The sequence below is a fragment of the Arthrobacter sp. Y3221157 genome, from assembly GCF_059089865.1.
Genome location: NZ_JBNHFD010000097.1, coordinates 1 through 13,908 on the forward strand (window position 1 = coordinate 1; position 13,908 = coordinate 13,908).

At 67.3% G+C, this 13,908-nt stretch carries 11 protein-coding genes and 1 pseudogene; 8 read left to right on the forward strand and 4 right to left on the reverse strand.

Going from position 1 to position 13,908, the window contains the following annotated elements; all coding sequences use genetic code 11:
* Positions 1-1,941, forward strand: a pseudogene (locus AC5RTT_RS17705) (glycosyltransferase family 2 protein); the annotation flags it as partial.
* On the forward strand, positions 1,934-3,580 hold the full coding sequence (locus AC5RTT_RS17710) for a DUF5719 family protein (protein ID WP_494146293.1): 1,647 nt from the start codon (positions 1,934-1,936) through the stop codon (positions 3,578-3,580). The pseudogene AC5RTT_RS17705 and the gene AC5RTT_RS17710, both read left to right, overlap by 8 nt.
* Positions 3,581-3,646: 66 nt before the next feature.
* Here the strand turns inward: AC5RTT_RS17710 and AC5RTT_RS17715 are convergent, their stop codons facing one another.
* Complete coding sequence (locus tag AC5RTT_RS17715; RefSeq protein WP_494010608.1) at positions 3,647-4,159, reverse strand: metallopeptidase family protein; 513 nt, start codon at positions 4,157-4,159, stop codon at positions 3,647-3,649.
* A 119-nt stretch (positions 4,160-4,278) separates the two neighbouring features.
* Here AC5RTT_RS17715 and AC5RTT_RS17720 point away from each other — a divergent pair, with 119 nt between their 5' ends.
* The 4 genes from AC5RTT_RS17720 (at position 4,279) to AC5RTT_RS17735 (ending at position 7,886) form a co-directional block, all read left to right on the forward strand.
* Positions 4,279-4,668, forward strand: a complete 390-nt coding sequence (locus tag AC5RTT_RS17720) for a DUF3499 domain-containing protein (RefSeq protein ID WP_494010607.1) — start codon at positions 4,279-4,281, stop codon at positions 4,666-4,668.
* 79 nt (positions 4,669-4,747) lie between these two features.
* A complete protein-coding gene (locus tag AC5RTT_RS17725; RefSeq protein WP_494146294.1) occupies positions 4,748-4,999 on the forward strand; it encodes a Trm112 family protein in 252 nt (83 codons plus the stop codon).
* A gap of 106 nt (positions 5,000-5,105) precedes the next feature.
* The gene (gene ahcY, locus AC5RTT_RS17730; protein WP_494146295.1) at positions 5,106-6,584 is read left to right on the forward strand and encodes an adenosylhomocysteinase; all 1,479 of its coding nucleotides are present in this window, start codon (positions 5,106-5,108) and stop codon (positions 6,582-6,584) included.
* A gap of 63 nt (positions 6,585-6,647) precedes the next feature.
* A complete protein-coding gene (locus AC5RTT_RS17735) occupies positions 6,648-7,886 on the forward strand; it encodes a L,D-transpeptidase (RefSeq protein ID WP_494146296.1) in 1,239 nt (412 codons plus the stop codon).
* A gap of 2 nt (positions 7,887-7,888) precedes the next feature.
* Here the strand turns inward: AC5RTT_RS17735 and AC5RTT_RS17740 are convergent, their stop codons facing one another.
* On the reverse strand, positions 7,889-8,689 hold the full coding sequence (locus AC5RTT_RS17740) for an RDD family protein (RefSeq protein WP_494146301.1): 801 nt from the start codon (positions 8,687-8,689) through the stop codon (positions 7,889-7,891).
* Positions 8,690-8,758: 69 nt separating this feature from the next.
* On the opposite strand from AC5RTT_RS17740, the gene AC5RTT_RS17745 reads away from it, so the two are divergent.
* Together AC5RTT_RS17745 and AC5RTT_RS17750 are read left to right on the forward strand one after the other, a co-directional pair.
* Positions 8,759-9,751, forward strand: coding sequence for a stage II sporulation protein M (locus AC5RTT_RS17745; RefSeq protein ID WP_494146297.1), 993 nt, complete (start codon positions 8,759-8,761; stop codon positions 9,749-9,751).
* Between the two features lie 127 nt (positions 9,752-9,878).
* Positions 9,879-11,042 (forward strand): TIGR01906 family membrane protein, encoded by a 1,164-nt coding sequence (locus AC5RTT_RS17750; protein ID WP_494146298.1) that lies wholly within the window; start codon positions 9,879-9,881, stop codon positions 11,040-11,042.
* Here the strand turns inward: AC5RTT_RS17750 and AC5RTT_RS17755 are convergent.
* Positions 11,033-12,862: an AMP-dependent synthetase/ligase gene (locus tag AC5RTT_RS17755; protein WP_494146299.1), complete on the reverse strand. Its 1,830-nt coding sequence runs from the start codon at positions 12,860-12,862 to the stop codon at positions 11,033-11,035. The genes AC5RTT_RS17750 and AC5RTT_RS17755 overlap by 10 nt on opposite strands.
* A gap of 66 nt (positions 12,863-12,928) precedes the next feature.
* Positions 12,929-13,908: dolichyl-phosphate-mannose--protein mannosyltransferase (locus tag AC5RTT_RS17760; RefSeq protein ID WP_494146300.1), on the reverse strand; the 980-nt coding region annotated here is incomplete at its 5' end.

A 13,908-nucleotide genomic window follows, 5' to 3' on the forward strand; every position in this document is an offset into this window, starting at 1 on the left:
GGAGGACTGACGGTCCGGCGCCGGCTCCGCCTCGCGGCAGCCCTGTTCTGGGCGGCCGCGCCTGCCCTGCAGGTAGCCCTGAACCAGGGGCGGGTTGGCGCCCTGGTGGCCCATGTGATGATCCCGCTTTTTGTCCTCGCGCTGTTGCGTGCCACCGGGTCGGCGGTGGGCCATGGGCGCTTTTCGCTTCCTGCCCCGGCCGAACGGCGTGGCGAGAAACCCCCGGTCCGGCCTGGAATCAACGGCATGCCATCATGGACGGCTGCCGCGGCAGCCGGCCTGGCCATGGCCGTCGTTACCGCCGCTGCCCCCTCACTCCTGGTCCCCGCCACGGCAGTGATTGTGTTCTGCGGGCTCGTGCTGGGCCGCCGCGGCCGCACCGTCTGGTGGGCACTGCTGCCAAGTGCCGCGCTTTTCATCCCGTTCGGTCTGTCCGTGCTGGACAAGCCGCGGGCGCTCCTGGCCGACCCCGGCCTGCCGCTCGGCTTTGATGCTGCACCGCTTTGGCAGCAGTTCCTGGGCCAGCCGCTGGAGTTTGTGCCGGACAAGGGCCTGGATGGACTGCCCTACTTCCAGGACGGGACCCTGCCATGGGCCCTGCTGATGGCCCTCCTCCTGGCCGTCCCGGTCCTGGCCCTTGCCGTGGCGGGGCTGTTCAGCGGCCACCGCGCCGCGAAGGCGAAGTTGCTGTGGGCTGTTGCCCTGGTTGCCTTGGCAGGTGGCTGGCTCGGTTCACACGTCGCCGTCGCCATGGACGCTGACACCCTGGTGGTGCCTTTTGCCGGTCCCGTGGTCTCCGCCGCATCGTTCGCCCTCCTGGGCGCCGGACTCCTCGGCGCCGAACAACTCCTCAGCGTGGCGGACAAAGTGGTTGCCGGTCCGGCCAGGCAGAAGTCGGCCGTACGCTCGGCTGTGGCTTTCGGCATGGTGCTGCTCCTTGTTGGCCCGTTGGCCGGGATGGCCGCCTGGTCCGCCCGGAACCTGCTTCGTCCGGCAGCTGTTTCGGCCGCCGGTTCCCCGGCCGAACCGGCCACGGTGGCGGACGCCTCCGAAACCGGAGGTTCCGGATGGGGTAGCCACCGGCTTGTCGAGGCTGCCAGCCCACGCACCCTTCCGGCCACAGCCATTGACCGTGGAACGGGGCCGGAGCAAACGCGCACGCTCCTTATCGAAACGGGTGAAAACGGCACGTTTGACGCCGCCCTGATGCGTGGCGCCGGTACCACGCTGGACAGCCTTTCGGCCGTGGCAGCTGCGCGCAACATCCTGGGTGCCCCCGGGGCCGAAACAGTCCGCAATGATGACGACGTCACCACAGCAGTCCGCCGGGCGGTCGCAACGCTGGTGGCCGGGCAGGGAGTGGACCCCCGCAGCGACCTCGAACAGCTCGGCGTGGGCTTTGTGGTACTCCGCTCCGCTGACACGGCAGCCCAGTTGACCGCAAGCAGGATGGACGCCGTGCCGGGCCTGGTGGCTGTGGGGCAGACCGACGTCGGATGGCTTTGGCGGGTCGCCCCCCTCAACCAGCCGGTGCTGCAGCCCGCGGACATTGCCCACCGGGTCCGGATCGTGGACGCCCGGGGCTCCACGGTGTCGCTGGTCCCGTCCGCGTTCGACGGCGTCGACGCCCCGGTCCCCGCAGGACCCGAGGGCCGCCTGGTGGTCCTCGCGGAACGGGCCGATCCCGGCTGGAGCGCCTGGCTCGACGGCCGGAAGCTGACCTCCACCACGTCGGATTGGTCCCAGGCCTTCACGCTGCCCGCTTCCGGCGGCCAGCTGACAGTCCGATATGAAAACCCCTGGGCCCCCTGGGCAGGAATTACGCAGGGCATCGTGTTCGGGCTGACCATCATGCTGGCCATACCCATGCCCGCCCGGAGGCCGAGAACCGGCCTTTCCCGTGACGAGGGCTCCCTGCGTAAGGAACAGCAGAATGCGTGAGCACACCATGTCAGCCGACACCACCGGGACTGAACAGATCCCCGGCCGGCCGGACGCAGGACGTCCCGCTGGAAAACGCCGTCCTGGTGCCGTCGCCGGCGCCGCCACGGCAGCACTCGTCCTGGCCGGTACCGGCGCAGTGGTGGCAGCCGGATCACTGCTCCCCGCTCCCCAATCCGCACGGAGCGTGCCTGCTGCCGTGGCAGCCGTTCCCGCAGGTGAAAGCGTTGGGGTATGCCCGGGGCCGGCCCGGCTGCTGGAAGGCACGGAGGCAGGAACCGATCCGCAATTCAGCCCGGTATCGGCCACGGCCGCAACCAGTGTGACCGCTGCCGTCCTTGGAGCCTCCGGTGTGCTGCCGGCCAGCCGGTTGTCGCAGCTGGACGGGACAACCGCCGTCGACATCGCCAAAGACAACGGACAGCCACCGGCCGAAGGCGCCCGCCAGGAGTTGCTGGCAGGGACCGTGGCCAACCGGCCGGTAGACCAGGTGACAGTTCTTAGCGCCGATGCCCTGGCCAACCAGCAGGCTTCCGCCGCTGGTGCCATGAAGTTCACTGCCACCGACGGCGACCTGCAGGGAACCGCTGCGGCCAACTGCCAGCAGCCCTCCAACGACCAGTGGCTGGCCGGAGCCAGCACCACTGTGGGGCGCGCCTCGGTGTTGCTCCTCACCAACGCCTCCACCACACCGGCCACCGTCAGCCTGGAACTCTTCGGCGGCGGCGGACAGATCCAGGCGCCCGGCAGCCGCGGGCTACTGGTGGCTCCCGGCACCACACGGTCCGTGGTGCTGGCCGGCCTGGCCCCGGGAGAGGAACAGCTGAGCGTCCGGGTGCGGAGCGCCGGGGGTCCCGTGGCGGCTGCCATCCAGCAAAGCGTCCTGCGCGGCCTGACACCCGGAGGCGTGGATTTCATTGCGCCCGGTGCCGCTCCGGCCGTGCGTCAGGTCATGACCGGCGTGGATATCCAGGACCCGGCGGGAATTTCCGCCCTGACAGGAAAATCGGGCTACGAGGACGCCGGGCCCGCCCTGCACGTCACTGTTCCCGGTGCCTCTGATGCGGTAGTGGAAGTCAAACTGTACGGCCGCGACGGCCAAAAGGCACTCCCCTCCGGCGGGGTGATCACAGCCAAAGCCGGATCCGTCACCGAAGTTTCCCTGGCGGGCATACCGGCCGGCCACTACACCGTGTCGGCGGGATCGGACGTCTCCTTCGTCGCCTCCACGCGCATCAGCCGTGGCCTCCAGGAGGACCAGCCGGCCGACGTCGCCTGGGCCGCCTCCGGAGTGCGGCTTGGCAGCCAGCACGTGGTGCCGGTCCCGCGGGGCGGGAGCCGCCAGTTGGTTTTTGGCGTCCTTGGCACCCGGGCCACCATCAGCTACTCGGCCATCACGGCGGACGGGAAGGTCCGCGCACCGGCCACGGCCGATATCGCAGGCGGAACCACCGCGTCCATCGCCATACCGGACAAGGCAGACGACGCCGACGTTGTGGGCTATGTTGTGTCGGCGTCGGGTGACGCCGCCTACGGCGCAGTGCTGGTCCAGCAGGACGGCCGGAACGACGTCTCCACCCTCGCTTTCCAGCCGGCAGCCGCCGGGCAGGAAACCGTCCCGGTGACCATCAGTTATTAGAAGCCTGCCCGCAGGCCAATGTGCGGCGGTGCGACGGCGGCGGACCACCCAAAGGGGGGAGGGGCGTCAGTAGCGGCGCCGGTACACCGGATCCAGGGTCTCGGGGGCGACGCCCAGCATTTCGGCGGTGTGCTCCACCACCACGTCATGGACCAGGTCCTGCAGTTCCTCAACTCCAGGACACGCCTGCTCCACCACCCGGCGATACACCGTGATCATCGGTCCATCCTCATCCGTGGCGGGCGAGTAGGACCCCATGGGGACCGGCGCTGAACTGGCGGCCAGGAGTTCCAGGTCCGGGGGAATCTCGTCGACGCCAAACCTGACACCGTCCAGGGTCTTTCCCCAAATATCGTGCAGCCGCTGGGCGGAATCCAGGACCATGTCATCAAAACGGTCCGAGCGGGTCCGGTACCCGGGATGCGTGGGCAGCATCACTTCACCGCGAAGCCCGCGCCCGTGGCGGTTCCGCCGGCGCTGCATGAAGCTCCTGCTAGTGGACTCTCCGCCCTGGTCCGTGCGGGCGTCCGGGTCAGCCAACCGGACCGTAAAGCCTGATTTCTGGTTCGATGACTGCATACATCGACTGTAAACCCGGGAAATGATTAACGCGATAGATTCCCCTTGAGGCGAAGACGCGTCCCGTACCGGGCGACAATGCGGCGTTTTGGCGGCGGCAGCGAGTAGTCTGGGATGTCGTGGGAGCTATCCGTCAGTGTTCAAGATCTGCCTGCCGCCAGTCTGCGGTGGCCACCCTGACGTACGTGTATGCAGACTCCACCGCTGTCCTCGGCCCCTTGGCCACCTACGCTGAACCGCATTGCTACGATCTCTGCGAGCAGCACGCCGATTCCCTCACCGTGCCCCGGGGCTGGGAGGTGCTGAGGCTGGCCATGCCGTCCACGCCCCAGCAGCCCGGCCCTGATGACTTGCTCGCCCTGGCGAACGCGGTCAGGGACGCGGGGGCACTGCCCGTCCAGGCACAGCAGCAGCCTGCGCAGCGGGGCCCCCACGCAGCACTGGAAGCCCCGGCGGGTACCGAAGGGACCCGCCGGGGCCACCTGCGGGTCCTGCGCGAGCCTTCCTGAACCCCGTCTGGCGGTACGCTGGAACCTGCACACAAGTCCGCTACCGGCGCCACCGCGCCCGCCAGGGAGCATGAACCCAATGCCAAAGATCAGTCCTGAGCTGCTGTCCGTCCTGCGTTGCCCCGTGACGGGTTCACCCCTGGTCCAGGACGGCGACGAACTGGTGGCCACCGCCGCCGCGGGAAGTGGCGCAAAGCCCCGCTACGCCATCGAGGACGGCATCCCCCTCCTCCTGCCACCGGAGTTGCTGGCCGCGGCAACATCGGCCGGCTCAGATCAGCACGATTCCGCCCGGCACCAGCCTGGGCAGGGAACCGGTTCCCCCGCCTAGCGCCAACCCGGCCTTCCTCCACTCTCCCTAACCGGCGCCGCAAGCGCCAGCACACAGCGCCGTCCAGCACGGACACAGCAGCACCGGATATAGCAAAGGACCACCCATGACCTTCGACTACAAAGTTGCCGACATCTCCCTGGCTGAAGCAGGGCGCCACCAGATCCGCCTGGCCGAGCACGAAATGCCCGGCCTCATGTCCTTGCGCGAGGAATTCGGCGCCAGCCAGCCGCTGAAGGGTGCCCGGATCGCCGGCTCGCTGCATATGACGGTGCAGACCGCCGTCCTGATCGAAACACTGACCGCGCTGGGTGCAGAGGTCCGCTGGGCCTCATGCAACATCTTCTCCACCCAGGATGAAGCCGCGGCGGCCGTCGTCGTGGGTAACGGCACTCTGGAGAACCCCCAGGGCGTGCCGGTCTTCGCCTGGAAGGGCGAAACGCTCGAGGAATACTGGTGGACCGCCGAACAGATCCTCACCTGGCCGGGCGCGGAAACCAACCCCGAACTGGGACCCAACATGATCCTTGACGACGGCGGCGACGCCACCATGCTGGTGCACAAGGGTGTGGAATTCGAAGCGGCGGGCAACGTCCCGTCCGCGGATCCCACGGACTCGGAGGAATACGGCATCTTCCTTGAGGTCATCCGCCGTTCCATCGCAGCAGACCCACAGAAGTGGACCCGCACCGCCTCCACCATCAAGGGCGTCAGCGAGGAAACCACCACCGGTGTCCACCGCCTGTACCAGCTCGCTGAGCAGGGCAAGTTGCTGTTCCCCGCCATCAACGTCAATGACTCCGTCACCAAGAGCAAGTTCGACAACAAGTACGGAATCCGGCACTCCCTGCCCGACGGCATCAACCGGGCGACGGATGTGCTCATGGGCGGCAAGGTCGCCGTCGTCTGCGGCTACGGCGACGTCGGAAAGGGCGCCGCTGAGGCGCTGCGCGGCCAGGGCTCTCGCGTGATCGTCACCGAAATCGATCCCATCTGCGCCCTGCAGGCGGCGATGGACGGCTACCAGGTGGCCAGGCTGGAATCCGTTCTCGCCCAGGGCGACATCTTCGTCACCACCACGGGCAACAAGGATGTCATCATGGCCGAGCACATGGCCGGGATGAAGAACAAGGCTATCGTCGGCAACATCGGGCACTTCGACAATGAGATCGACATGGCCGGGCTCGCAAGGATCCCCGGCATCAAGAAGGTGGAGATCAAGCCCCAGGTCCACGAATGGGTGTTCGAATCCGGAACCGACGCGGAGCGTTCCATCATCGTGCTGTCCGAAGGCCGCCTGCTTAACCTGGGCAACGCCACGGGGCACCCGTCCTTCGTGATGAGCAACTCCTTCGCCAACCAGGTCATCGCCCAGGTTGAACTGTGGACCAAGAAGGACCAGGACGCCGGCCAGCGGGAGTATGAGAACCAGGTGTATGTCCTGCCCAAGGTCCTGGACGAGAAGGTGGCCCGCCTGCACCTCGATGCCCTCGGCGTGGAGCTGACCGAACTGACCAAGGACCAGGCCGAATACCTGGACATCGACGTCGCCGGTCCGTACAAGCCCGAGCACTATCGTTACTAAGAAGTAAAGCACCCGGGTGCCCCGAGCACCCGGGTTGTTACTTCCAAGCCCTAGGATCGGAACATGGAGCCCGAAGCCCAGCCGCGCCGCCCGCGGACAGCAAAAAAGATTCTCATCGTCGCCGTCGTCTGCCTCCTGGCAGCTGCCGGCGGTGTTTTCGCTGCCGTCGCGCCCGGACTCGCCGGCGCCGCGCTGGAATCCGAAGCCGGCTCCGCCGTCCGGACCTCCCCGGGCCTGGCAGCGCCCGTCATCGCCCCGGTGAAGTCGGAGGCAGCACCCGCCAACGGTGCCAAGCAGGTCAACCCCGCGGCCCCGGTGTCGCTCAAGGTCAGCAACGGCACCATCGAGCGTGTGACGCTCACCAGTACCTCAGGTGAAACGGTGGAAGGAAGCATCGACGCCGCCGGCACCGGCTGGACGGCTTCCGGCCCGCTTAAGTTCAACACCGACTACAGCTACACGTACGTCGTGAAGGATGGCGCCGGACGGGAAACAAGCACCACGCAGTCCTTCAGCACCGTGTCCAGTTCACATGAGGCCGACGCCGCCATTTATCCGCTGGACGGCATGAAGGTGGGCGTGGGGCAGCCGCTGCAGATCATTTTCAGCGAACCCGTCCTCAACCGTGACGCCGTGGAAAAGGCCATCAGGATCACCAGCAGCGCCGGCCAGGTGGGTGCTTTCCACTGGCACAGCGACAAGATGGTCCGGTACCGTGCGGAGGGGTTCTGGGTTGCCAACTCCACGATCTCGATGGACATGCAGCTGTTCGGTGTGGACCTTGGCAATGGGCAGATCGCGAACTTCAACAAGAAGGTAAACATCGCCATCGGCGACAAGAAGGTGGCCGTCGCGGACGCCGCAGCCCACACCTTCACCCTCAGCATCAACGACCAGCCGGTTAAGACGCTGCCGGTGAGCATGGGTGACAAGCGCTTCCCGTCGGCACGGGGCTACGGGGTGCTGATGGAGAAGAAGCGCTACGACCATTTCCGCGCCTCAAGCATCGGCTTGAAACCGGACGATCCTGCCTACTACGGGGACGTGGATGTGGAGTACACCATCCGCCTCACGCTCAGCGGCGCGTACATCCACCAGGCCCTCGAGTCGGCCTACCCCTTCATCGGCAACGCGAACGTTTCACACGGCTGCATCGGGTTTGCTCCCGACGGCGCCGCCTGGGTCTTTGACAACATGGGCACCGGGGACGTGGTGCATATCGTGAACACCGAGGGCGACTACGCGGCGCACGACGACGGCTTTGGGGACTGGAACATCCCCTGGAACGAGTACGACAACTGACCTCAGCCGCTGAACGGCAGCCGCTGCAGCCGCTCGCCCACTTCCGTGTTGCGCGTCCGCTGCCGCGTCAACCGGGCGAGTTCCCGGGTACGGCGTTCGGCAACGACGGCAGCAAGGAAATCGTCCGCGCTGGTCCCCGCAGGCGGGGGAGGGGCCACATGGGCAGCGAGCTCCGTGGCAATTGCTGCCGCCATTCCGGCCCGTGACAGCGGTGCCATCCGCTGTGCCTGGCGGATGAACTGGGAGGCCCGGCGGGCGGTTGCGTCCGGGATTCTTCCAATGTCCGCGTGGGCTGCCCACGCGTGCAGCCGCGGGGGGACGAAGACGGGAACTGCTTCTTCCACCGGCACCCGGCTGCGGATGGCATAGGTTCCTGCCAGCAAGTCACCGAGCCGGCGCGATTTGTCGTTGAAGAGAGCCACCGCCAGCGCGAGTCCACCCAGGGTCAGGTAGATTTCCAGGAACCCGGTGAGTCCCCGGATCAGGGCATGCCGGAAACGGATGGCACCGCCATCGTCCCGGACCACCCGCAACCCTGCTGCCAGCTTGCCCAGCGACAGGCCCCGGCTCAGGGTTTCCACCGCTACCGGGAGGACTACCAGGCAGAAGACAACGCTGGACAGGACCAGCGCACGCATGGCTGCCTCATCGAGGTCTTCGCCGGCCGCAGCCAGGCCAATCAGGATCACCACCAGCAGCACGGCGTGGAAGAGGACGTCGAGGACCAGCCCAAGCGCACGCGCCGCAAACGAGGCGGGGCGCAGTTCCAGGACAACTGCCTCGCCGGTGACGATCGAACCCACAGCAGGTACCCCCTCGCGGCTGATGGTGCGGACGGTCAAAGTCTAGTGCCGTGCCGTTAGGCTGGTCCCGTGGATATGGACGCCTTCTCCGCGGTGAATGCGGACAAGTGGGCACGGCTGAACGAACTCGCCGCCAAGGGCAGGCTCAGCGGACGCGAAGCCGACGAGCTGCTTGCCCTCTACCAGTCCGCGTCCTCGCACCTGTCCCTGATCCGTTCGGTTGCCCCTGAGAGCGGCCTGTCCGCCTCGCTTTCTGCCACGCTTGCGTTGGCCAGGACCAGGTTCACCGGCGCGCGGTCCAATCCGATGGCCGACCTGGCACGGTTCTTCGTGGTGGCGCTCCCGGCCGCCTTTTACCGGCTCACCTGGCTCACCCTTGCCTGCGGGCTGGCGTTCGTTGCCATTGGTGCCGCCTTCGCGCTGTGGATTGGAACGTCCCCCGAAGCCCTGCGGGCGGTGGCTTCAGAGGCCGCCGCCAGGCAGTACGTGGAGGAGGACTTCATCGACTACTACTCCGAGAACCCGGCAGCTTCCTTCGCCGGCGCGGTGTGGACAAACAACGCCTGGATCAGCGCCCAGGCGGTGGCGCTGGGCATCACGGGCATATGGGTACCCATGATCCTGTTCAGCAACGCGCAGGGCGTGGGGGTCGCGGCAGGAGTCTTCGCCGCGGCCGGCAAGTCTGACGTCTTCTTCAGCTACATCCTGCCGCACGGCCTGATGGAACTCACCGCCGTCTTCATTGCCTGCGCTGCCGGCCTGCGGATCTTCTGGGCCATGGTCTCGCCTGGTCCGCGGACCAGGGGACGGGCGGTGGCCGAGGAAGGCAGGTCGCTGATCACGGTGGCGCTGGGCCTGGTCCTGGTGCTCTTTGCGTCCGGCCTCGTGGAAGCGTATGTCACGCCCAGCCCGCTCCCGGTATGGGCCAAGATCGGCATCGGCGCCGGCGTACTGGCGGCCTACTGGGTGTACGTCCTGGTGTGGGGGCGGCGCGCCTACCTGGCCGGGGAACGTGGCGACCTCCGCCGCGAAGATGCCGGGTATACGGAAATCGCTGCCTGAATCGTTGTAATCCGGCCGGGGTGGTTCCTCGCTCCGCGTTACCCCCGGACTGTAGGCTCGTCAACAGATAAAACGTGCGCCAGCAGACCCTGGCGCAGCGTGTCAACCCTACGGAAGTGACGCTGCTGTGAAAGACGAAACACCGGCCCGTGCCAAGAGCACCGCGCCGCAGCCGGAACCGTTCCTGGATACGTCCGGCGACTCCGACGAACCCGCCTTTTCCTGGCTCACCCCGGCCGTCACCGACACCGCCCGGTCCGCAGGCGAGAGCGGCACCGCCGGGAGCGCGTCCGCTGCTGCCGGCTCATCAGCTGTGCCGGGGAATTCCGGCGGACCGGAGGCCGGAAATTCCCAGCCGGACAGCAGGGCCGGCCGAAAAGCGGCGGAGGCAGCAGCCCTGCCTTCCGACGGGACTGCTCCTTCCCACGGGAGTGCACCTTCTGCGACTGCACTTTCCGACGACGCTGACGCATCCGGCCGTGAAAGCACACCCGTCTTCCGGGAAACCCTCGAAACCTCGGCCCTGCAGGTGCGTCCGCCGCAGGAAGAGGTGGAGCGGCGCAACGCGGAGCGGGAGAGTGCCGCCAATGCAAAACCGGTTGCACCACGTGTCATGCAGGTCCTGCTGGCCATTATCTTCCCGGCGGTGCTCCTGGTCCTCGCCGTCCGGGCGGTGACCAGCCCGCTGTTCCTGTGGGTGGAGTACAACCGTCCGGGTTTCCCCGGAGACGGGTACGGCTTCAGCACGGATGACCGGATGACCTACGGCTCCTATGCCGTCGACTACCTGAGCAACTGGTCGGGCCCCCGGTATCTTGGCGACTTGGTGCACCGCAACGGGGACAAGCTGTTCAAGGATGGCGAAGTCAGCCACATGGCGGACGTCAAGCTGGTCATCCTGTCCACTTTCGGCGCAGGGGTTCTCCTGCTCGTCCTTGGCCTGGTCGCTGTCCTCTACCTCCGAAAGCGCAGCACCGGGGGAGTCCGCCGCGGCCTGTTCGCGGGTTCCATCGCTACCCTGGTCCTTATCCTGGGCCTCGGAACCCTGGCCTTCCTGGGCTGGCAGCAGTTCTTCACCGAGTTCCATCGGATCTTCTTTGCGGATGGCTCCTGGACCTTCAGCCTGGACGATACCCTGATCCGGCTGTTCCCCGGCCAGTTCTGGATCGACGCCGGCATCGTCATCGCCGGGCTGGTTCTGCTGACGGCGCTGGTGACGCTTATCCTCACCTGGCCGACGCGCCGCCGCCGCGGCCTGCCAGCCAGGGACGCGGCGGCCGATCAGGCGTAGAGCCTGTCGATTTCCGACTGGAAGTCCTGCACGACGGCGGACCGCTTCAGTTTCAGTGACGGTGTCAAATGGCCTGATTCAACGGTGAACTCCGCGTCCAGCAGCGAAAAGGAACGGATGGACTCGGCCTTGGACACCAGCTGGTTGGCCTGATCCACTGCATGCTGCACTGCCTCCAGCACGCCGGGATCGCACGTTGCGTCCCGGACCGCGAGGGGCGGAAGCCCCCGTTCGGAGCGCCAGTTCTCCAATCCTTCAGGGTCCAGGGTCACCAGCGCCGAAATGAAAGGCTTGCCGTCTCCGACAACCACCGCATGGCCCACCAGTGGATGGGACCGGATCACTTCCTCCAGGGGCCCCGGGGCCACATTCTTGCCGCCCGCTGTGACCAGCAGGTCCTTTTTCCGCCCGGTCACCGTGAGGAATCCGTCGGCGTCCAGCACCCCAAGGTCCCCGGTGCGGAAGAAGCCGTCCACGAAGGCCTCAGCATTGGCGGCCTCGTTCCCGTGGTAACCCTTGAAAACCCCGATTCCCTTGACCAGGATCTCCCCGTCTTCGGCCACCCGGATAGTGGTGCCGGGAATGGGGATACCCACCGATCCCACCCGTGTCCGGGAGGGGGTGTTGGCCGTGCACGGCGCGGTGGTCTCGGTCAGGCCGTAGCCCTCCAGCACCGGGATGCCCGCGCCGCGGAAAAAGTGCGCGTCCTCATGTGCCAGCGGGCTCGCCCCGGACACGGTGTATCCCACCTGGCCGCCGAAGGCCTGCCGGAGCCGGGGATACAGGAGCCGGTCGAACATTCCGTGCCGTACCCTGGACACCAGTCCGGGGCCGGTACCCTCGCCGCGGCTCTGCCGGTCCAGTTCCCGGGAGTAGGCGATGGCAGCGGCCGAGGCGGCCTGGAACAGCTTGCCCTTGCCCGCCACCACTGCCTTATGGGCCGCCGTCGCCCGGACCTTTTCAAAGATCCGCGGGACCACCAGCAGGAACGTGGGCTTGAAGGTCCCCAGATCCTCCAGGAGCCGGGCGGGACCCGGGGTATGCCCCAGCGTTGCGCCCGCGGTCAGGCACACCACCTGGACGGCCCGTGCCAGAACATGGGCCAGCGGCAGGAACATGAGCGTGCGCGCCTGGTCCTGGATCAGCAGTTCCGGAAGGAACGCGACGATATTCTTGGCCACCAGGGCGAAGTTCCCATGGGTGATCTCGCAGCCCTTGGGATTGCCCGTGGTACCCGACGTGTAGACGAGGGACGCGACGTCGTCCAGGCCGGCGCGGCTGCGGTGCCGCTCAAGCTCGGCGTCACTCACCCCGGCCCCTGCAGCGGCGAGGCTGGCGAGGTTCGGGGCCGGGCCGTCGTTGTCCATCCGCACCACGTTCACCAGGCGGTCCCGGAGCGGGGGTGAGCCGGCAACAACGCCGGTGACCAGGTCCGCCACCGCCAGGTCCTGGGCGAAAACACGCCGGACGCCGGCATCCCGGATGATCCACTCAACCTGGCGGGCTGATGACGTTTCATAAATGGGGACGGTCACGCCCCCCGCGAACCAGATGGCGAAGTCCACCAGCGTCCATTCGTAGGACGTGGCGGACATGACGGCCACGGTGTCGCCGGGCTCAAGTCCGCCGGCAATCAGCCCTTTGGCCAGTGCGCTGACATCCTGCAGGAACCTTGCCGCCGGAACATCCACCCAGCCGTTGGGGCCCTTGCGCCGGTAGAGGGCGTGTGCGGGGTTGGCGGCGTGCTGCTCCAGCAACAGGTCCGTAACGTTGCTGCCGGCGTCGAGCCCCACCAGCAGTTCCGTGCTTGCTTCTCTCACAGCAGGTCTCCGTTCCGCTGCCAGGCCGCGGCAGCGGCTTCGATCGGGTCTGATTGCAATCCTGCCCTAGATCCAGGACGGCATCCACATCCGTACCCGCCAGGCGTCGTAGGGGATGACCTCGGCTGCCCAGACGGGATAGAAGAAGGACGAGAGCAGGACGGCCGACGCCACGAACAGGGCCACGAGGTAGAGGCCCGCGCGGCGCCGCCATGGCGGGTCCGCCGCCCGCCCCAGGACCAGTCCCAGGCAGTACACGAGGGCCAGGACCAGGAACGGCTCGAAGGAGACCGCGTAGAAGTAGAACATGGTCCGCTCCGGGTAGAGAAACCACGGAAGGTACCCGGCGCCGACGCCGGCGAGGACCGCCCCGGCCCGCCAGTCCCGCCGCCCCGCCCACCAGAACAGCAGGACCACGAGGGATATGACGGCGCCCCACCAGATGAGCGGGTTGCCTACGGACAGGATGGCCGAGGTGCATTTCGCCACGGCACATCCCGGGGTGCCCTGCTCCGGGGATTCATAGAAGAACGACGTCGGCCTGCCGAGTACCAGCCAGCTCCAGGCAGTTGCCTCGTACGGGTGGTCGGAGCCGAGGCCCTGGTGGAACGTGTAGGCCTCACGGTGGTAGTGGGCGAGGGACCTGATGGAATCCGGCAGCCAGCCCCATTCAGCGGACGGGTTGCCCTCCGCCCAGCGGCGAAAGTAGGCGTCCTCCGAGCGGAACCAGCCTGTCCAGGTTGCCGCGTACGCCAGGCATGCCACGGGAACGGTGCTGAGGAACGCCGGGATGCCGTCTTTGATGGCGCCGCCGCTGATCCAGCCGCGGATTCCTGCCACGCGCCGGGCACTGAGGTCCCAGATAACTGTAAGGAGGCCAAACCCGGCCAGGAAGAACAGCCCGGACCATTTGGTGCCGATCGCGAGTCCCAGGCAGATTCCTGCCGCCACCCGCCACCAGCGGACCCCGAGCCAGGGACCGGACAGCAGCATTTCCGCCGGCGGCTGTCCGCCGTTCCGGGCCGCCGCCTGTGCCAGGCGTGCTG

Coding starts and splice junctions, on each gene's coding strand:
- AC5RTT_RS17710 (WP_494146293.1), top strand. CDS start 1,934: ATGCGTGAGCACACCATGTCAGCCGACACCACCGGGACTGAACAGATC.
- AC5RTT_RS17715 (WP_494010608.1), bottom strand. CDS start 4,159: ATGCAGTCATCGAACCAGAAATCAGGCTTTACGGTCCGGTTGGCTGAC.
- AC5RTT_RS17725 (WP_494146294.1), top strand. CDS start 4,748: ATGCCAAAGATCAGTCCTGAGCTGCTGTCCGTCCTGCGTTGCCCCGTG.
- ahcY (WP_494146295.1), top strand. CDS start 5,106: ATGACCTTCGACTACAAAGTTGCCGACATCTCCCTGGCTGAAGCAGGG.
- AC5RTT_RS17735 (WP_494146296.1), top strand. CDS start 6,648: ATGGAGCCCGAAGCCCAGCCGCGCCGCCCGCGGACAGCAAAAAAGATT.